The organism is Acidobacteriota bacterium, assembly GCA_016716715.1.
GTDB lineage: Bacteria > Acidobacteriota > Thermoanaerobaculia > UBA5066 > UBA5066 > Fen-183.
The window spans coordinates 171314-189787 of record JADJVE010000005.1; the positions used below are offsets into that span (position 1 = coordinate 171314).

The following is an 18474-nucleotide window of genomic DNA, read 5'->3' on the forward strand; positions in this document are numbered from 1 at the left end:
ATGGCCAAAGCTCCGCCGCCCGAACCGATCGACCACCATTACGACATCGCGAAGCTGACGAAGGTCTTCGCGATCGTGTCGATCCTCGCCCTGCCGGCGTTCGCGTGGATGACGTGGCAGGACTACGGGCGCGACTGGAAGAGCTGGCAGAAGAAGTTCGTCGAGAACGACCGGAAGAAGACGCGCGAGGCGCTGCGCGCCGCCGCCGGGAAGATCGACCCGGACCTCGAGCAGAAGACCCTCGACCAGAAGCGCGAAGGCGCGCGCGAGCTGCGCCGCAACCGCGCGGCGGTCGCCGAGGCCGAGGAGAAGGACCGGAAGGCCGAGGGCGCCTGGTACGACGCCGACCAGGACTTCCGCTTCAAGAAGGCCGAGATGGACACGGCGCGCTACGTGTACGAGACGCGCCAGAAGGAAGACCCGAAGTCCGCGGCGACGACGAAGGCGAAGGCGGCCTACGAGCGCCTCAGGGCCGCCTACGACGAGAGCCGCGGCCGCGAACAGGCCGCGCAGAAAGCCTGGGACGGGACGAGGGCCGCGCTCGCGGAGCTCCAGAAGACGAAGAGAGACGCCGAGGAGGCTCTCGCGAAGATCGACGAGGAATACGACCGCTACCGGGCGAAGCTCAAGACGCTCCGGCAGGACGACGCGTTCTATTTCGTCCGCAACGCGCCGATCGCCGACATGCTCGCGCCGTCGCTCAAGATCCAGCAGGTCCAGCTCGACGGCCTCTCGAACGACGTGAACTTCCTGAGGAGCCAGCGCGTCGACCGCTGCGTGACGTGCCACATCGCGGCCGAGAAGCGGGGCTTCGAGGACAAGCAGAAGTACCCCGAGTCCGTCCTCAGGACGCACCCGCGCCTCGACCTCTTCGTGGACTCGAACTCTCCCCACCCGTACGCGACGTTCGGGTGCACCTCCTGCCACGGCGGGCGCGACCGCGCGACGGACTTCACGCGCGCGGGCCACATGCCGAACGACTACGCGGCCTACGAGAAGCTCGAGGAGGAGCGGCACGCGGGCCGGGACGAGAAGGGGATGCCCGTCGACGACGACGCGCTCCGCGAGCTGATGGAGGAGACGCAGACCGGCCGCTGGATGAAGGCGTACGACTGGGAGGTCGACAAGTACAACGACCTCCCGATGTACCCGATGAAGGCCGTCGAGGCGGGGTGCTTCCGCTGCCACAAACAGGACGCGGGCCATCCGAAGGCCGCGAAGCTCGACCAGGGCCGCAAGCTGATCGAGGCGCTCGGCTGCTGGAGCTGCCACAAGATGAAGGGCATCGAGGACCTGCCGAAGCCCGGACCGAATCTCGCGCGCGTCGCGGCCAAGACGACGCCGGAGTGGACGGGCCGCTGGCTCGTGAACCCGCGCGCCTTCCGCAGCAACACGAAAATGCCGCGGTTCTTCTACCTCGAGAACTTCGACACGCCGTCCGGCCACAAGCTCACGGACACGATGGTCGCGGGCGTGACGGCCTACCTGTTCGAGAAATCCGGGAAGGCCGCGTATCCCGCGCCCGCGAAGGGCGACGCGGCGCGGGGCAAGGTCCTCTTCGAGAACGTCGGCTGCCAGGGCTGCCACGTCTCCGAGCCCGGCGCCGAGCGGCGGGTGATGGACGGCTGGCGACAGCACGGCCCGAACCTGATCGGCCTCTCAGAGAAGACGACGCCGGGCTGGATCGCCGCGTGGCTGAAGGACCCGAAGGCCTACAACCCCGAGACGCGGATGCCGAACCTGCGGCTCGCCGACGACGAGATCGCGGACCTCGTCGCGTATCTCTGGTCCCGGCCGTCGCAGCCGGAGTTCAAGGCCTCTCACGCGCCGAAGGCCGACCCGGCCGAGCGCGACGCCCTCGTCTCCGAATACCTCATGCAGACGCGCTCGGTCGTGGACGCGAAGGCCGACCTCGCGAAGATGTCGGCGCGTGACAAGGATCTCTTCGTGGGCGAGAAAATCATCGCCCACTACGGCTGCTACGCCTGCCACAACATCCCCGGCTTCGAGAAGGCCAAGCCGATCGGCGTCGAGCTCTCCGAGTGGGGAAACAAGCCGGTCCACCTCCTCGACTTCGGGTTCGTGCGCGTCCCGCACACGCGGGCCGACTGGCTCGCCCAGAAGGTGGGCCAGCCCCGGAGCTACGACCGCGAGAAGGTCAAGAACTTCCAGGAAAAGCTCAAGATGCCGCAGTTCTCGCTCTCGCCCGCCGAGATCGAGGCCGTCCAGTCGACCGTCCTCGGGATGCAGAAGGACGACATGTCCGACGCGCTCACCGCCCGCGCGACCGGGCCGCGCGGCGCGGTCGAGGCCGGGCGGCGCATCGTGAAGGACTACAACTGCCAGGGCTGCCACGTCCTCGAGGACAAGGGCGGCGCGATCCGGGAGGCGATGACCGCGAGCAAGATCGACCTCGCGATGGCGCCGCCCATCATCCGCGGCGAGGGCGCGAAGGTGCAGAGCGAGTGGCTGTTCGCGTTCCTGCACGGGCCGCGGACGGGCCAGATCCGGCCGTGGCTCAAGGTCCGGATGCCGACGTTCGGCTTCTCGACCGACCAGATCAACGCGCTCACGGCCTACTTCGCCGCGCAGGACAAGGCGCGTTACCCGTTCGACGGGCGCGTCGAGACGGTCGACCCGCGGTCGCGGGCCGCCGGCGCGGCGACGTTCGCGTCGCTCAAGTGCGCGCAGTGCCACCCGACGTCGCAGGACGCGTTCGCCCAGGCCCTCAAGGAGGGCAAGACGCCCGCCGACCTCGCGCCGATCCTCGCGGCGGCGCACACGCGGCTGCGCTACGACTGGATCGCGGACTGGATCAAGCGGCCCGACGAGTGGATGCCGGGCACGCGGATGCCGACGAACTTCCCGAAGGTGGACGACAAGTCGGACAAGCGCATCTCGCCGCTCGCGCCCGCGCTCGACACGCCCGCATTCGCGGGCCTGAAGAAGGACCTCGTCGCGATCTGGGGGTCGGAGGCGGAGGCGAAGGCCTACCTCGGCGACCCGGAACGCGTCACGAAGGCGCTGCGCGACCACATCTGGTCGCTCGGGAACGCGCCGACGCAGGTCGCGTCGCACTGAAGAGGGAAGACCCGTGCGATTCGTGCACGCGTTCGTGCTCGCCGGCGCGGTGGTTTTCTTCTTAGAAGGTAATGCGGGCCGCGGCGCATCCCCCTCTTCACCTTCAAAGAAATCTTCCAGCGCCGGAACGACGAGCACGAAGCTGGAGGCGCGCGACGGGGTCTTCGGCACCGTGAGGCTGTCCGGCCCCGTCCCGAAGCTCGCCGCGCGGCCGGTGATTTCCGACGTCGCGATCTGCGGCAGGGCCGACCGGCCGTCGCCCGCGCTCGTCCTCGGCAAGGGCAAGGAGCTCGGGAACGCCTTCGTGTGGCTCGAGGGCGCGAAGGGCGGCGAGCTTCCGAAAGGCCCGTTCCGGATCGACCAGAAGGGCTGCGCGTTCGAGCCCTACGCGCAGGTCGTGAGCAGGAACGTCCCCGTCACGGTCCTGAACTCCGACCCGGTCCTCCACAACGTCCACGCCACGACCGTGAAGGGCGACGCGCTCTTCAACAAGGCGATCCCGATCAAAGGCCAGAGCTTCGCCGAGCGATTCACAACGGCCGGCGTCGTCCGGGTGAAGTGCGACGTCCACGCGTGGATGAACGCGTGGGTCTTCGTCGCGGACTCGCCGTTCGCGGCCGTCACCGACAAGGAAGGCCGCTTCGCGTTCCCGGGCGTCGCGCCCGGCACGTACCGCCTCCACGCGTGGCACGAGCTGCTCGGGGAGAAGGTCCAGTCCGTCGTCGTGCCCGCGAACGGCGTCGCGAGGGCCGACGTCACCCTTTCCCTGGCGGATTAGGACTTCGGGGCGCCGGCCGCGCGGCTGAACTCGGCCGCGAGCTCGCGGAGCCTCGGGTCGTTCCAGTCCGCCGCGCCCGCGATGTGGTGGACGATCTCGCCCGACGGCGCGACGAACCAGGTCTCGGGAAACTTGTCCGTCCCGGCCCGATGCGCCGTGTCGCCCTTCGGGTCGAGCGCGAGCGGGAGGTCCGCGATGCCGCGCTCCTTGAGCCATGTGTCGACGACCTTCCAGTCCTCGTCGACGGACACCGCGAGGAATTCGACGTTCGGGTCGCCCTTCGTCTCCTTGACGAACTTCACGAGCGCGGGCATCTCCTCGCGGCAGGGCGCGCACCACGTGGCCCAGAAGTGGAGGATGAGGCCGCGGCCGGACTTCACGGCGAGGTCGCGGGCCGCGCCCTGGCGGTTTCTCACGACGAGCGGCCCGGCGGGCAGCCCGGCCTTCTTCGCGGGCGCCGCCGCCGCCGGGACGCGGACCTCGGGCGGGCGGAGCGCGTCCTTGGCGTAGAACGCGAGGGCGCCGGAGACGAGGGCGGCGATGCCGAGGCCGATGGCCTTCTTGCGGTCGAGGAAATCGTTCATGCGGCGACGGCTCCTTGGGAAGGGATGAGGGACGCGCGGCAGACGGGCCTCACGGCGCAGCGCTCGCAGTGGCGGCGCGTGCGCTCGGTGACGCACTCGGCGAGGATGCCGAGGCGCGAGAGCGCCCAGTCGTAGGCGACGGGGTCTTCCGGGTTGAGGAACTTGAGCCAGCCCGTCGCCTCGCGCGAGGCCGCGAGGTCGGCAGCCGGGCGGCGCGTGAGGCCGAGGTAAGTCGCGATGCGGTGGACGTGCGTGTCCATCGGCAGCAGAAGGCGGGCGGGCGTGAAGCGCCCGCCCGCCCAGAGGCCGAGGTCGAACCCCTCCGTCCGGACCATCCAGCGGAGGAAAAGATGCGAACGCTTGCAGGCGGAGCCGCCTTCCGGCACGGGCAGCAGGAACTTCAGACCGCGGGAAGGTGCGGGAGAGGAAGAGAGAAAGAGAGAAGATTTCTATGAAAGGAAGAAAGGGAGGCGACGAAATCTTCCCCGCCGGCGTCGCCCTGTGCGAACAGCGCGCCGAGGGAGCCGTGCGCGCGCCGCGCCCTCTTCACCATTCTAAGAAAATCTTCAACGTCCTCTCCCGAGACCCAGCGGTGCCGGAAGGCGCGCAGGGCGCCGAGCGGGCGCTCGTCCCATCTCTCGAGGAACTCTGCCGGTGTTGGCCCCATGGCCGTCAGGATCTTCTCGACCGACGTGCGAATCGACGCCACGCGCCCGAACGCCAGCGACGCCGCCAGGAACGCGACGACCTCGCGGTCGCCCGCGTCCGCGAAGCGGTGCGCGAACGCGAGGGGGTCGGAGTCCAGCCGCCGGGAGGACCAGTCGCGCCGGAGCGCCTCGAGGCGCTCGCCGAGGAGGGGGAGGTCACGGGGGCCGGCACGCCGGGAGGCCATCGGCGCTTACGCTAGCATCCCTCCCACGTGAGCCCGCCCCGCGCCCCCAAGGACGCTCCCCCTCCGCCCGAAAAGCCCGACTCGAACCGGACGATCCTCGTGGGGGTCTACGGGCGCGAGGTGCCGCGCTCTCTCGCCGAGGACCACCTCGACGAGCTCGAGCGCCTCGTGGACACCGCGGGCGGCGTCGTCATCGCGCGCGCCCTCCAGGAACGGCGCTCGCCGGATCCGGCGACGTACGTGGGCTCCGGCAAGGTCGAGGAGCTCGCGGAGGTCGCGCGGGCGCAGAGCGCCGGCTGGACGATCTTCGACGACGAGCTCACTCCGACACAGTCGCGCAACCTCGAGAAGGCGCTCCCGACGAACGTTCTCGACCGCGCGGGCGTGATCCTCCGGATCTTCGCGGCGCGCGCCCGCTCGCGCGAGGCCATGACGCAGGTCGAGCTCGCGAGCCTGCAGTACCAGCTCCCGCGCCTCGCGGGCAAGTCGCAGGGGCTCGCGCAGCAGCGCGGCGGCGGCGCGTTCCGCGGCGGCGCGGGCGAGCGGAAGATCGAGCTCGACCGCCGGCGCCTGCGCATGCGCATCGCGAAGCTCAAGGAAGAGCTCGGGAAGATCGAGACGCAGCGCGACGTTCGGCGCAAGGGCATGAAGCGCGTCGCGACGGTCTCCCTCGTCGGGTACACGAACGCGGGGAAGACGACGCTCTTCAACCGCCTGACCTCCTCGAAGGAATTCGCCGAGGACCGGCTCTTCGCGACGCTCGACCCGCGGCACGCGCGCCTGCACGGCGTCGGCGGCCGCGCGATCGTTCTCGCGGACACGGTCGGCTTCCTCCGCAAGCTCCCGCACGATCTCGTGGCGTCGTTCAAGTCCACGCTCGCCGAGGTGCGCGACGCGGACCTCCTCGTTCACGTCGTGGACGCGTCCTCGCCCGCCGCGTCCGAGCAGAAGGCCGTCGCCGAGCAGGTCCTCGAGGAGCTGGGCGTCGAGAAGCGCCGCGTCCTCCTGGCCTACAACAAGACGGACCGTCCGTCGCCCGAGGCGCTCGACGCCGACGGGCTCCGGATCTCGGCCGCGAGCGGCGCGGGACTGCCCGAGCTGCGCGAGGCGATCGTCGCGCGCCTGTCCGCGCTCGGGGCGCGTCTCCACGTCTACGGGGTCCACGAGAGCGAGTCCGCGTCGTAATACGATCCGAGAGGTGAGGGAGAGCCCATGAGCGCACCGAACGCGTACCGCCGCCGCGGCCAGGCCGTGTGGCTGGACAGCATCTCGAACAAGATGATCCGGACCGGCCGGCTGAAATCCCTCATCGACACCGGGACGATCTACGGCGTCACCTCCAACCCGACGATCTTCGGGCAGGCCATCGAGAAGAACGAGGGCGACTACAACGCGGGGATCGAGCGCCTCGCGCGCGAGGGCAAGGACGCCTTCGCGATCTACGACGCGCTCACGCAGCAGGACATCGCCGAGGGCGCCGACGCTTTCCGCGCGATCCACGACCGCAACCCGGTGGACGGCTGGATCTCGCTCGAGGTGCTGCCCTCGCTCGCGCGCGACACGGAGAAGACGGTCGCCGAGGCCAGGCGCCTCGCGTCGGCCCTCGGCCGCCCGAACGTCTTCATCAAGGTCCCCGCGACGCCCGAGGGCGTCCCGGCGATCCGCCGGCTCATCGGCGAGGGCGTCTCGGTGAACGTGACGCTCATGTTCAACCGCAAGCACTACCGGGACGTGGCGCTCGCGTACCTCGGCGGCCTCGAGGACCTCGCCGCGAAGGGCGGAGACCTCTCGCGCGTCCACTCCGTGGCATCGTTCTTCGTGTCGCGCGTGGACACCTTGATCGACAAGCGCCTCGACGAGAAGGCCGCGGCGGCCTCCGGAGCCGAGAAGGACCGCCTCCTCGGTCTGCGTGGCAAGGCCGGCCTCGCGAACTGCAAGGTCGTCTACGAGGACTTCCGCGCGATCTTCGGCGCCGAGCCGTTCCCGGCGCTCCGCGGAAAGGGCGCGCGCCTGCAGCGGCCGCTCTGGGCCTCCACCGGCACGAAAAACCCGGCGTACTCCGACCTTCTCTACGTCGAGAACCTCGTCGGCAACGACACGGTGAACACGATGCCCGAGAAGACGCTCGAGGCCCTCCTCGACCACGGCAGCAAAACCCCGTCCGACACGGTGCTCGAGCACGTGGCCGAGAGCCGGAAGGTCCTCGACGACCTCAAGGCGATCGGCATCGACGTCGAGGCCGTCGGCGAGGAGCTGCAGAAGGACGGCGTCGTCCTCTTCGAGAAGTCGTACGACCAGCTCCTCGGGACGATCGAGCAGCGGCGCCAGGCCGCGGCCGCGGGGGTGAAGGTTTGATTCTCGGCACCTTCGAAGCGCCCGAGCTCACGGACGCGCAGGTCGGCGAAACTTGCGGCGCTCGGCGCCGCGGCGCGCGGCGACATCCTGCGGATGACGACGCTCGCGGCCTCCGGCCACCCGGGCGGCTCGATGTCGTCGATCGACTTCGAGCTGATCCTCTGGGGGTTCGCGAACTGCGACCCGAAAAACCCGTTCGACCCGAAGCGCGACCGTGTCGTCGTCAGCCACGGCCACACCTCGCCGGCCGCGTACGCGGCGCTCGCCCACCTCGGCTGGTTCGATCGCGCCCTCCCGCTCGTCGGGTTCCGGCGCCCCGGGTCGCCGTTCGAGGGGCACGTCGAGCGCGACGTGCCGGGGATCGAGTGGGGCACGGGCAACCTCGGGCAGGGCCTGTCGGCGGCCGCCGGGTTTGCGCTGGCGGCGAAGATGAAGGGCGACGGCTCGAAGGTCTTCTGCACGATGGGCGACGGCGAGCAGCAGAAGGGCCAGCTCGCCGAGGCGCGCCGCTTCGCGGTCAAGTACGCGTTGACGAACCTCGTGGGAGTTCTCGACTGGAACCGCGAGCAGCTCTCCGGGTCGAACGACGCGATCCTCAAGCAGGACATCGTCGCGGACTGGGAGGCCGACGGCTGGGCCGTGATCGAGGTGGACGGGCACGACGTGCGCGCCCTCTACCGCGCGATCCGCGCGGCCCTTCGCGCGGAGAAGCCCACGCTCGTCGCGGCGCACACGGTCATGTCGAAGGGCGTCCCCTTCATGGAGAGGGACGGCTTCAAGTGGCACGGCGCGACGCTGCCGGCCGACAAGTGCCGCGAGGCGCTCGCGATCCTCGGCGTCGAGAACGACCTCGACCGATGGGTCGAGGAGCGGAAGAAGCCCGCGCCCGACTGGAGGAAGTCCCTCCCGCACCGTCCGGAGGAATCCGTCGTCCTCGCGTCCGGCGGGTCGCCGCGCACGTACCCGCTCGACAAGCAGACCGACAACCGGAGCGCGTTCGGAAACGCGCTCGCCGACCTCGCGGCGGCCGCGGCCGCTGCGGGGACGCCGTTCGCCGCGATCGACTGCGACCTCTCCGTGTCGACGAAGACGGAGACCGTCGAGGCGAAGGTCCCCTCCGCGTTCTTCCAGTGCGGGATCGCCGAGCACCACGCGGCGGTTCTGAACGGTGCGCTCTCCCTCGCCGGGGTGCAGTCCTGGTGGGGCGAGTTCGCGATGTTCGGCGTCGCGGAGGCCTACAACCAGCAGCGCCTGAACGACATCAACGGCGCGAACGCGAAGCTCGCCGTCACGCACGCGGGCATCGACGTCGGCGAGGACGGGAAGACGCACCACTCGATCGACTACTTCGGCCTCCTGAACTCGACGTTCGGCTGGAAGGTCTTCACGCCGGCCGACCCGAACCAGACGGACCGCGTCGTCCGCTGGATGGCGACGCACCGCGGCAACCACGCCCTCGTCATGGGCCGCTCGAAGATCCCCTTCGCGCTGAAGGAGGACGGGGCGCCGTTCTTTGCCGGCGACTACGCGTTCGACCCGGCGCGCGCGGACCGCCTCCGGTCGGGCGACGGCCCGCTCGCGCTCGTCTCGGCGGGCAACATGCTCCCGCACGCGCTCGACGCGTGGAACGCCCTCGCGAAGGAGGGCGTGCGCGCCGACCTCGTCTCGGTGTGCGCATGGAGCGACCTCGCGGACGAGGACCTCGCCTTCATGGCGCGGCACGGCCTCGTCGTCTCGGTCGAGGACCACAACCCGAAGACGGGTCTCGGGACGCTTCTGCAGGCGCGCTTCAACGACCTCGGCCTCCCGGCGCGCGTCGTGAAGCTCGGCGTCACGGGCTACGCCTCCTCCGGCCCCGCGAAGGACCTCTACCGGCTCATGGGCCTCGACGGGGCCGGCATCGCGGCGGCCGTGAAGGCGGCCCTCGCCGGGAAAAGGTGAAGAAGCCGTGAGCGCCGCGCCTCCCGAGCCCGCGACGATCGTCATCTTCGGAGGCTCGGGCGACCTCGCGAAGCGGAAACTCGTCCCCGCGCTCTTCGAGCTGGACGCCCAGGGGCAGCTCCCGGCCGGGACCTGCATCGTGGGCTACGCCCGCACGGGGGAGTCCGACGAAACCTGGCGCGCGGAGATGAAGCAGGCCGTGGCCGAGTTCGCGCGCGTCAAGCCGGTGGACGACGCGAAGTGGAAGACCTTCGAGTCCCGCCTCTTCTTTTTTCGCGGCGACCTGAACAGCGGCAAGAGCTTCGCGGACCTCAAGACGCGCCTCGAGACGCTCGAGAAGGAGCGCGGGACGCCGGGCAACCGCATCTTCTATCTCGCGATCCCGCCGTCGATGATTGGCACGGTCGTGAAGAACCTCGGGGAGGCGCAGTTCGTCTACCCGGTCGACCATGGCCCCTGGTCGCGCGTCATCGTCGAGAAGCCTTTCGGCCGCGACCTCGCGACGGCGCGCGCCCTCAACGAGGAGCTGTCGCACGTCTTCCGCGAGCGCCAGATCTTCCGCATCGACCACTACCTCGGCAAGGAGACGACGCAGAACATCCTCGTCTTCCGCCTCGGCAACGGAATCTTCGAGCCGCTCTGGAATCGCCGGTACGTCGATCACGTCCAGATCACGGTCGCCGAGTCCATCGGCGTCGAGAATCGCGGCCGGTTCTACGAGGAGTCGGGCGTCCTGCGCGACATCGTGCAGAACCACATGCTCCAGCTCCTTTGCCTCGTCGCGATGGAGCCGCCCGTGGCCTTCGACCCGAACGCCGTGCGCGACGAGAAGGTCAAGGTCCTGAAGTGCATCCAGCCGCAGACGCCGGAGGAGATCATCCGCGACACCGTGCGCGGTCAGTACGGCGCCGGCGCGATCGACGGGCAGCCCGTCGTCGGCTACCGCTCGGAGAAGGACGTCAACCCGATGTCGCTCCGCGACACGTACGCGGCGTGGAAGGTGCAGGTCGAGAACTGGCGGTGGGCGGGCGTCCCGTTCTACCTCCGCGCGGGCAAGCGGCTCACCAAGCGCGTCACGGAGATCGCGATCCAGTTCAAGACGCCCCCGATCTCGCTCTTCCGGCAGGTGGGTGTCGTGAGGCAGGAGCCGAACGCGCTCATCCTCAGGATCCAGCCCGACGAGGGCATCGCGCTGAAGTTCGGCGCGAAGGAGCCGGGCCCGACGATGAAGGTGGACCCGGTCACGATGGACTTCCGGTACTCGGAGTTCTTCGGCGCGTCGCAGCCCGAGGCGTACGAACGTCTCCTCATGGACGCGATGCACGGCGACTCGACGCTCTTCGCGCGGCGCGACGAGGTCGAGGCCGCGTGGGAGCGCGTGACGCCGCTCCTCGACGCGTGGCGCGAGAACCCGCCGCTGGACCACCCGAACTACGAGGCGGGCACCTGGGGCCCCGACGCCGCCGTCGCCCTACTCGCGCGGGACGGGAGACGCTGGCGCCGCCCGTGAGCGACGTCCGCCCGTTCGCGACCGCCGACGACGTCGCCGACGCCGCCGTGTTCCTCTTCGTGACGCTCGCGGCGAAGGCGGTCGCGGAAAGAGGAATTTTTTTCTGCTCCCTCGCAGGAGGGACGACTCCCTTGTCGAGCTACCGGATTCTGGCCGCACCGCTGATTTCTTCGAAGGTGGATTGGGGAAAGACTCACGTCTTCTGGAGCGACGAGAGGTGCGTTCCGGAGGGCAGCACCGACCGGAATGACGAGGGGGCGATGAATGCGCTCCTGCGAAGAGTTCCAATACCTTCTAAGAACATCCACCGCGTCGCAGCGACCGAGCCGGATGCCGCGGAGCGCTACGAAAAGGATCTGCTCGGGGTCCCTCCTCTCTCCCTCTTCCACTCAAAGAATTTTCCTCTTCTCTTTCTCCGAGATCCCGCGGTTCGATTTGATCCTGCTCGGAATGGGTCCGGACGGGCACACGGCGTCGCTCTTCCCGGGCCACCCGGCCGTCGAGGAGACGGCGCGCCTCGTCGTCCGCGTGGACGGCGCGCCGAAGCCGCCGCCCGCGCGCGTCACGTTCACGCTGCCGCTCATCAACGCCGCGCGGCACGTCGCATTCCTCGTGACCGGCGCGGACAAGAACGCGGCGCTCCGGCGCGTCCTGAACGGCGATCCGGCGCTGCCGGCCTCCCGCGTCGCGCCGCGGGACGGGACGCTCGTGTTCCTCTCGGACGCTGCCGCGCTGACGGGCGAGGCGGGGCCCTCCTGACGGGTTTTCCGCTCGATCTCGGCAGTGCGGGCGCGTAATCTTCGCGCATGGCGACGGTCGGGACGAGACTGAACCGCTTCCTGTGGGAGACGGAGCGCCACTACCCGGCCGCGACCGGCGAGCTTTCCGACCTCCTCTCCCAGCTCGCGTTCGCCGGCAAGCGCATCAGCCGGATCCTCTCGTCGGCGGGACTCACGGAGGTCCTCGGCTCCTCCGGAGACGTCAACGTCCAGGGGGAGAAGCAGCAGAAGCTCGACGCCCTCGCGAACGAGGTCTTCCTCGAGGCGTTCGCGTACGGACAGCTCGTCCCGACGATCGTGACCGAGGAGATGGACCTGCCGGCCCACCTCCCGGAGAACCTCGAATCCGGCAAGTACATCGTCTTCCTCGATCCGCTCGACGGTTCGTCGAACCTCGACGTGAACGGCAGTGTCGGCTCGATCTTCTCGGTGCGCAGGCTTGCCGGGCGCGGCGAGGTGAAGTCCGAGGCCGAGCTCATGGCCCGCATCTCGCAGGAGCAGGTCGTCGCGGGCTATTTCCTCTACGGCCCCTCGACGGTGCTCGTCTACACGGAAGGGCGCACGGTCCATGGCTTCACGCTGGACCCCGGCGTCGGCGAGTTCCTCCTGTCCCACCCCGAGATCCGCATCCCGGACCACGGGCCGTACTACGGCGCGAACGAGGGCGGCATCCGCGACTGGGAGGAGGGCCCGCGCCGCTTCGTCGAGGAGTGGGCGCGTGAGAAGGACGAGGCCTCGGGCCGGCCGTACTCGACGCGCTACTCGGGCGCCCTCGTCGCCGACTTCCACCGGATCATCCTCAAGGGAGGGATTTACCTCTACCCGGCCACGGCGAAGAGCCCGCAGGGAAAGATCCGGCTCATGTACGAGGCCGCGCCCCTCGCGCTCGTGGCGGAGGCCGCGGGCGGCGCGGCCAGCGACGGGCGCCGCCGCATTCTCGAGATCACGCCGACCCGGAACCACGAGCGCACGCCGATCTACCTCGGCTCCAGGGACGACGTCGCGCGCGTGGACGCCTTCGTGAGGGAGCCGAAGGCGGTCGCGGCGCGCGGATGAAGAAGAAAGAGCAAAGGCCAGGGGATTCGGATTCGGATTTTCTTTTGAAAGGGGATCGCGTGAGACTCTCGTTCAGAAACGCAGCGGCGGTGTGCGCCGTGACCTTCCTCACCGCGTCGTCGTCGTTCTCTCTTCCACCCGAAGAAAAAGCAGCCTCGCCCGCCGCTACGGCGCCGAAGAACGAGGAGAAAGCGTCCAAGATGATCAAGACACCGTCCGGCCTCCAGTACGAAGACACCGTCGTCGGCACCGGCGCCTCGCCCAAGCCGGGCCAGAAGTGCGTCATGCACTACACGGGCTGGCTCTGGGAGAACGAGGCCAAGGGCAAGAAGTTCGACAGCTCGGTCGACCGCGGCCAGCCGTTCGAGTTCCAGATCGGCGTCGGCATGGTCATCAAGGGCTGGGACGAGGGCGTCATGACGATGAAGGTGGGCGGCAAGCGCACGCTTCTCATCCCGGCGAACCTCGGCTACGGCTCGCGCGGCGCCGGCGGGGTCATCCCCGCGAACGCGACGCTCGTTTTCGACGTGGAACTCCTGGGATTGAAATAGAGCACCGGAATCAGGCCTTCCGCGGGTCCAGCCCCTAAATTCAGGGTGCGGGGGTGTCCTCCCGCGGAGGGTCTTCATGCAGAGCCCCGTGAGGCGTGTCGTCATCCTGGGCGCCGCCGGCCGCGACTTTCACGACTTCAACACCGTCTTCCGCGACAAGCCGGGCCATCAGGTCGTCGCCTTCACGGCGACGCAGATCCCGGGGATCGACTCCCGCCGGTATCCGGCCGCCCTCGCGGGCGCGCTCTATCCCGACGGCATCCCGATCGTGCCCGAGGATTCCCTCGAGGACGTGATCCGGAGGGAGAAGGTCGACCTCTGCGTCTTCTCCTACTCGGACGTCGCGCACACGCAGGTCATGCACATCGCGTCGCGCGTCATCGCCGCCGGAGCGGACTTCCTGCTCCTCGGCGCGGACCGGACGATGCTCAAGTCGAAAGTGCCCGTCATCGCCGTCACGGCCGTCAGGACCGGCGCCGGTAAGAGCCAGACGACGCGCTATCTCTCGCGCATTCTCAAGGAGCTCGGCCTGAGGACCGTCGCGGTGCGCCACCCGATGCCCTACGGTGACCTCGCGGCCCAGGCCTGCCAGCGCTTCGCGACGTACGCCGACCTCGACAAGGAGAAGTGCACGATCGAGGAGCGCGAGGAATACGAGCCCCACCTGGACAACGACTTCGTGGTCTACGCGGGCGTCGATTACGAGAGGATCCTGCGGCGGGCCGAGACCGAGGCCGACGTGATCCTCTGGGACGGCGGCAACAACGACCTGCCGTTCTACGTCCCGGACCTCCACATCTGCATCGCGGACCCGCATCGGCCGGGGCACGAGACGGCTTACCACCCGGGCGAGGCGAACTTCAGGCGGGCGGACGTCATTCTCGTGAACAAGTGCGACACGGCCGACGAGGGCAACATCCACGCCGTCGAGATGGCGGCCGCGAAGCTGAACCCGAAGGCGCGCGTTCTCCGCGCGAACTCGCCGGTGGTCTGCGACCACCCCGAGCTCGTCCGCGGCAAGCGCGTCCTGGTCGTCGAGGACGGGCCCACGCTCACGCACGGCGGCATGAGCTTCGGCGCCGGCCTCGTGGCGGCGAAGAAGGCGGGCGCGGCCCGCATCGTCGACCCGATGCCCTACGCCGTGGGGTCGCTCGAGGCGACGTACCGCAAGTACCCGAATGCGGCGGGAATCCTGCCTGCGATGGGTTACGGCGAGAGCCAGATTGCGGACCTCGCCCAGACGATCGCCGCCACCCCGTGCGACGTCGTCGTCGTCGGGACGCCGATCGACCTCACGCGCGTCGTCAGGCTCGCGAAACCCACGGTCCGCGTGCGGTACGAGCTCGAGGAGGTCGTCCGCGGCCGGCTGGCCGAGGAGATCGCGAAGGTGATCCCCGTCCACGCCGTATAGTTCCGGGGCGATGGTCCTTCTCTCGCGGACGATTCACTTCAACGCGGCCCACCGGCTCTTCAACCCCGGGAAGAGCGAAGAGTGGAACCGCGCGACGTACGGCGACTCGGCGAACGCGGCGGGCTACGGACACAACTACGCGCTGGACGTGTCCGTCGCGGGCGAGGCCGACGCCGCGACCGGGATGCTCGTGAATCTCACGGACCTCGACCGGATCCTCAAGGAGGAGGTCGACCGGCCGCTCGACCACCGGAACCTGAACGCGGAGATTCCCGAGTTCGCCAGTACGGTCCCGACCGCCGAGAACCTCGCCCGGTGGATCTGGGACCGCGTCGAGGCTCGCATCGCGAAGGAAGGCTGGCCCTGCCGCTTGCACACCCTGCGCCTCACGGTGACGCCGAACTTCTCGGTCGAGCTGGTGGAAGGAGACCGGGGGATTTCTTAGAAAGGGGTATTCACCCTTCGAAGAAATTTGCAGACCGCTGCCCGATGCCCGGGCGCCTGCATTTCAGAGAGGGTACTTCCGGCTCTCCCTCTTCCTAAAACTCAAATGTTCTCTTGCGCCGGCGGCGAGAGCCGCGGCCTCGATCGCCTCGCGCCCCCACGCCACTTCCGCCGGCGCGTGCGCGTCCGACGAGAAGACGATCGGGACGCCGGCCTTCACGAGGCTCGCGAGGAGCGGGGGAGCGGGGTACTCCTCGGCGACGGCCTTGCGCAGGCCCGCGCTCGAGACCTCGACGGCGACGCCGGCCGCGCGCGCGGCCTCGACGGCTGCGGCCTCATGCATCGCGAGTGAGGCCGGCCTACGGTGGCCGAACTTCTTCGGAAGGTCGAAGTGAGTCAGGACGTCGAAGAGGCCCGTCGCCGCGGCCTTCGCGAGGAGCCGGTAGTACTCCTTCCACAGAACCTCGGTGCCTTCGCGCTCGTGGCGCGCGCCGGAGTGCGGCGCGTCGATCCAGTCGCCCTTCACCCAATGCACGCTCCCGAGAACGACGTCCCAGTCGTGCGCCGCGAGGATCTCCGCGAGCGCGGCCTCGTGGCCCTCGGCGTAGTCCGCCTCGAGGCCGAGGAGGACGTCGATCCGGCCCGCGAATTCCTCGCGCAGGTCGTGGACCTCCTCGACGTAGCCCGGCAGCTCGGCGCGCGTCATCGCGATCCCGGGGTCCGGGTCGTCGCCGGGCAGGAAGTAGAGGGGAACGTGGTCCGTGAAGGCGATTTCGGACAGGCCGCGCGCGAGCGCCGCCTCCACGTAAGTTCGCATCGCCCCGCCGGCGTGGCCGCAGCGGGCCGTGTGGACGTGGTAATCGGTCCCGGTTCGGAGGTTGCTCCTGGGGGTCGGCATGGGACTTCGCGGAGTGTAGTCTCGGGGTTCGGAGGAGTCATGGCGATCCGGATCAACCGTGTCTATACGCGCGGGGGCGACGCGGGCGAGACGAGCCTCGTGGGCGGCCCGCGCATCGCGAAGGACGCGATCCGCATCCAGAGCTACGGAACCGTGGACGAGCTGAACGCGATTCTCGGTCTCGCGCGCACGGCGAACCGCGAGACGCCCGGAGCGTCGGACGAGGACCGTGCGCGCCTGGACGCGCTCCTCATGCGCCTGCAGAACGAGCTCTTCAACCTTGGTTCCGACCTCGCGACGCTGCCGCAGGACCGCCACCCGAAACAGCCCGTGATCGAGGAGCGTCACGTGACGTTCCTCGAGAAGACGATCGACGAGATGAACGACGGGCTGCCCGAGTTGCGCTCGTTCGTCCTGCCGGGCGGGGGCTGGGTTTCGGCGTTCCTGCACCAGGCCCGCACGGTCTGCCGGCGCGCCGAGCGCCTCGTGACGACGCTCGCGCGGCAGGAGGCGGTCGGCCCGCACGCGCTCGTCTACCTGAACCGGCTGTCGGACCTCCTTTTCGTGCTCGGCCGCTGGGCTGCGCGCGCGCGCCGCGAGAGCGAACCTCTCTGGGAGCCGGAGAAGGGTTGACGCGCGTTCCGGTTGCGGGCTGGTGCGGGCTCCTCGCTGCGCTCGCGGCCGGTTCGGCGTCCGCGCAGGAGCGGCCCGTGATCTCGGCGGTCGAGATTCGCCCCACGGACGTGTTCTCGGATCAGGAGGCGGCCAAGTTCTTTCTCTACCGCTGGGCGAACGCCCTTCACGTCCGGACAAGGCCGTCCTTCATCGAGACCCAACTGCTGTTCAAGCCCGGCGATCCGCTCCGATCGGAGATCCTCGCCGAGACCGAGCGCAATCTCCGCGCCTTCGGCCTCTTCCGGGAGGCGCACGTGAGGGCCGAGGGGACGCGCGTCGTCGTGGAGACCGCGGACGCCTGGACGCTCCTCCTCAGGGGGTCGTTCTCGAACAAGGGCGGCGTCACGGAGTACTCGATCGGCGCCGAGGAGTACAACCTGCTCGGCCTCGGGATGCAGTTCGGCTTCGGGTTCGAGCAGGAAGTCGACCGGACGTCGCGCTCCGTCTTCTTCGCGGATCCGAACCTCATCTGGCCGCACGCGGCGTTTCGCGTGGACGTGTCGGACCTCTCCGACGGGCAGCGCTTCTCGATCGCCTACGGCCGGCCGTTCTACGCGCTCGAAGTGCCGTGGGCGCTCGAGGGGCTCGTGAACCGGGCCGACTTCGACACGAAGCTCTACGCCGGCGGCGAGGAAACCGCGACGTGGAGGGAAAGGCAGAGAATCGCGTTCGTCCAGGCCGGGACCCTTCTGTCGGGCGGCGTGTGGGGCGCGAACCGCCTGCTCGGCTCCATCCAGTGGACGGAAGTCCGTCTGCAGGACAAGGACGGACCACCCCCGCCGGACACGCCCGCGTCGAACCGGCGGTATCTCTTCTTCTCGGGCGGCTACCAGCACGTCGGATCCGAGTGGATCACGCGCCGGCAGGTCGACCGGCTCGAACGCGACGAGGACTTCAACCTCTCGACCGGCCTGCGCGTGGAGGCGGGCATTTCGCCGGGCCTCGACAAGCAGAGCATGGCCGGCCGCCTTCTCGCGAGCGTCCAGTCGGGCACGGCGCTCCCGGCGGGCTTCGCGACGTTCACGTCCACGGCGTCCACCCGCCTCCAGAACGGATTCCAGAACGCGCTGGTCGGCGCCGATGCGCGCGGGTACGTGCTCAAGCCGCCGTGGACGTTCGTCGGGCACGTCGGAACGCTCGTCGGCTGGCGCCTGGATCCGGAGAACCAGATCGCCCTCGACGGCGCGACCGGCGTGCGCGGGTACCGCCTGCACGCCGTGGAGGGAGACCGCCGGGTCGTCGGGAACGCGGAGGCGCGCGTCCTCCTGGTGCCGGAGATCTGGTCGCTCGTGTCGTTCGGCCTCGCCGCGTTCGGGGACGTGGGTTACTCCTGGGGCGCGCCGGATGGCTTCTGGCACCTCGCGGACGCCGGGGTCGGCCTGCGGATCGGCCTCACGCGCGCGAGCAAGAGCAGCCTCATCCGGATCGACGTCGCGCGCTCCCTCCACCCGGACCCCCTCGGGCGGACCGGCTGGCTCGTGTCCTTCGCCTCCGGCCAGGCGTTCTGACGCGCCGGAGC

At 69.5% G+C, this 18474-nt stretch carries 17 protein-coding genes and 1 pseudogene; 14 read left to right on the plus strand and 4 right to left on the minus strand.

The annotated features are described in order from the left end of the window. Positions 1-3081 carry a c-type cytochrome gene (locus IPL89_09980; protein ID MBK9063508.1) on the plus strand — a complete coding sequence of 1027 codons (3081 nt, stop codon included), beginning with the start codon at positions 1-3 and terminating at the stop codon, positions 3079-3081. A gap of 13 nt (positions 3082-3094) precedes the next feature. Beyond that, on the plus strand, positions 3095-3859 hold the full coding sequence (locus IPL89_09985) for a carboxypeptidase regulatory-like domain-containing protein (protein ID MBK9063509.1): 765 nt from the start codon (positions 3095-3097) through the stop codon (positions 3857-3859). On the opposite strand, the gene IPL89_09990 is transcribed toward IPL89_09985, so the two are convergent. The 3 genes from IPL89_09990 to IPL89_10000 are packed head-to-tail and all read right to left on the minus strand — an operon-like array spanning position 3856 to position 5335. Further along, positions 3856-4443: a TlpA family protein disulfide reductase gene (locus tag IPL89_09990; protein ID MBK9063510.1), complete on the minus strand. Its 588-nt coding sequence runs from the start codon at positions 4441-4443 to the stop codon at positions 3856-3858. The two genes, IPL89_09985 and IPL89_09990, sit on opposite strands and share 4 nt — an antisense overlap. After that, positions 4440-4847, minus strand: coding sequence for a DUF2400 family protein (locus IPL89_09995; GenBank protein ID MBK9063511.1), 408 nt, complete (start codon positions 4845-4847; stop codon positions 4440-4442). The genes IPL89_09990 and IPL89_09995 overlap by 4 nt, the downstream gene beginning before the upstream one ends. After that, on the minus strand, positions 4844-5335 hold the full coding sequence (locus tag IPL89_10000; protein MBK9063512.1) for a DUF2400 family protein: 492 nt from the start codon (positions 5333-5335) through the stop codon (positions 4844-4846). Before IPL89_10000 ends, IPL89_09995 begins: the two co-directional genes overlap by 4 nt. 27 nt (positions 5336-5362) lie before the next feature. Here IPL89_10000 and hflX point away from each other — a divergent pair, with 27 nt between their 5' ends. The 10 genes and pseudogenes from hflX (at position 5363) to IPL89_10050 (ending at position 15383) form a co-directional block, all read left to right on the plus strand. Next, entirely contained in the window at positions 5363-6520 is a 1158-nt protein-coding gene (gene hflX / locus IPL89_10005; protein MBK9063513.1) for a GTPase HflX, read from the plus strand. 27 nt (positions 6521-6547) lie between these two features. Further along, entirely contained in the window at positions 6548-7690 is a 1143-nt protein-coding gene (gene tal / locus IPL89_10010; protein ID MBK9063514.1) for a transaldolase, read from the plus strand. A gap of 84 nt (positions 7691-7774) precedes the next feature. Next, positions 7775-9631 carry a transketolase gene (locus tag IPL89_10015; protein ID MBK9063515.1) on the plus strand — a complete coding sequence of 619 codons (1857 nt, stop codon included), beginning with the start codon at positions 7775-7777 and terminating at the stop codon, positions 9629-9631. Between the two features lie 7 nt (positions 9632-9638). Beyond that, complete coding sequence (zwf, locus tag IPL89_10020) at positions 9639-11141, plus strand: glucose-6-phosphate dehydrogenase (protein MBK9063516.1); 1503 nt, start codon at positions 9639-9641, stop codon at positions 11139-11141. Then, positions 11030-11506, plus strand: a pseudogene (locus tag IPL89_10025) (6-phosphogluconolactonase). Before zwf ends, IPL89_10025 begins: the two are co-directional and overlap by 112 nt. A 70-nt stretch (positions 11507-11576) precedes the next feature. Beyond that, positions 11577-11900, plus strand: a complete 324-nt coding sequence (locus IPL89_10030; protein MBK9063517.1) for a 6-phosphogluconolactonase — start codon at positions 11577-11579, stop codon at positions 11898-11900. Positions 11901-11947: 47 nt separating this feature from the next. Next, positions 11948-12976, plus strand: a complete 1029-nt coding sequence (gene fbp, locus IPL89_10035) for a class 1 fructose-bisphosphatase (protein MBK9063518.1) — start codon at positions 11948-11950, stop codon at positions 12974-12976. Beyond that, positions 12973-13527 (plus strand): FKBP-type peptidyl-prolyl cis-trans isomerase, encoded by a 555-nt coding sequence (locus IPL89_10040; protein ID MBK9063519.1) that lies wholly within the window; start codon positions 12973-12975, stop codon positions 13525-13527. The genes fbp and IPL89_10040 overlap by 4 nt, the downstream gene beginning before the upstream one ends. A gap of 76 nt (positions 13528-13603) precedes the next feature. Next, positions 13604-14938 carry a GTPase gene (locus IPL89_10045; protein ID MBK9063520.1) on the plus strand — a complete coding sequence of 445 codons (1335 nt, stop codon included), beginning with the start codon at positions 13604-13606 and terminating at the stop codon, positions 14936-14938. 10 nt (positions 14939-14948) lie between these two features. Beyond that, positions 14949-15383, plus strand: coding sequence for a 6-carboxytetrahydropterin synthase (locus IPL89_10050; GenBank protein ID MBK9063521.1), 435 nt, complete (start codon positions 14949-14951; stop codon positions 15381-15383). Between the two features lie 63 nt (positions 15384-15446). Here the strand turns inward: IPL89_10050 and IPL89_10055 are convergent, their stop codons facing one another. Then, the gene (locus IPL89_10055; GenBank protein ID MBK9063522.1) at positions 15447-16280 is read right to left on the minus strand and encodes a histidinol-phosphatase HisJ family protein; all 834 of its coding nucleotides are present in this window, start codon (positions 16278-16280) and stop codon (positions 15447-15449) included. Positions 16281-16319: 39 nt separating this feature from the next. On the opposite strand from IPL89_10055, the gene IPL89_10060 reads away from it, so the two are divergent. Next, the gene (locus tag IPL89_10060; protein ID MBK9063523.1) at positions 16320-16913 is read left to right on the plus strand and encodes a cob(I)yrinic acid a,c-diamide adenosyltransferase; all 594 of its coding nucleotides are present in this window, start codon (positions 16320-16322) and stop codon (positions 16911-16913) included. Then, complete coding sequence (locus tag IPL89_10065) at positions 16910-18463, plus strand: hypothetical protein (GenBank protein MBK9063524.1); 1554 nt, start codon at positions 16910-16912, stop codon at positions 18461-18463. The genes IPL89_10060 and IPL89_10065 overlap by 4 nt, the downstream gene beginning before the upstream one ends. Positions 18464-18474: the final 11 nt, after the last annotated feature.

Coding starts and splice junctions, on each gene's coding strand:
- IPL89_09980 (MBK9063508.1), top strand. CDS start 1: ATGGCCAAAGCTCCGCCGCCCGAACCGATCGACCACCATTACGACATC.
- IPL89_09990 (MBK9063510.1), bottom strand. CDS start 4,443: ATGAACGATTTCCTCGACCGCAAGAAGGCCATCGGCCTCGGCATCGCC.
- IPL89_10000 (MBK9063512.1), bottom strand. CDS start 5,335: ATGGCCTCCCGGCGTGCCGGCCCCCGTGACCTCCCCCTCCTCGGCGAG.
- tal (MBK9063514.1), top strand. CDS start 6,548: ATGAGCGCACCGAACGCGTACCGCCGCCGCGGCCAGGCCGTGTGGCTG.
- fbp (MBK9063518.1), top strand. CDS start 11,948: ATGGCGACGGTCGGGACGAGACTGAACCGCTTCCTGTGGGAGACGGAG.
- IPL89_10040 (MBK9063519.1), top strand. CDS start 12,973: ATGAAGAAGAAAGAGCAAAGGCCAGGGGATTCGGATTCGGATTTTCTT.
- IPL89_10045 (MBK9063520.1), top strand. CDS start 13,604: ATGCAGAGCCCCGTGAGGCGTGTCGTCATCCTGGGCGCCGCCGGCCGC.
- IPL89_10050 (MBK9063521.1), top strand. CDS start 14,949: ATGGTCCTTCTCTCGCGGACGATTCACTTCAACGCGGCCCACCGGCTC.
- IPL89_10055 (MBK9063522.1), bottom strand. CDS start 16,280: ATGCCGACCCCCAGGAGCAACCTCCGAACCGGGACCGATTACCACGTC.
- IPL89_10060 (MBK9063523.1), top strand. CDS start 16,320: ATGGCGATCCGGATCAACCGTGTCTATACGCGCGGGGGCGACGCGGGC.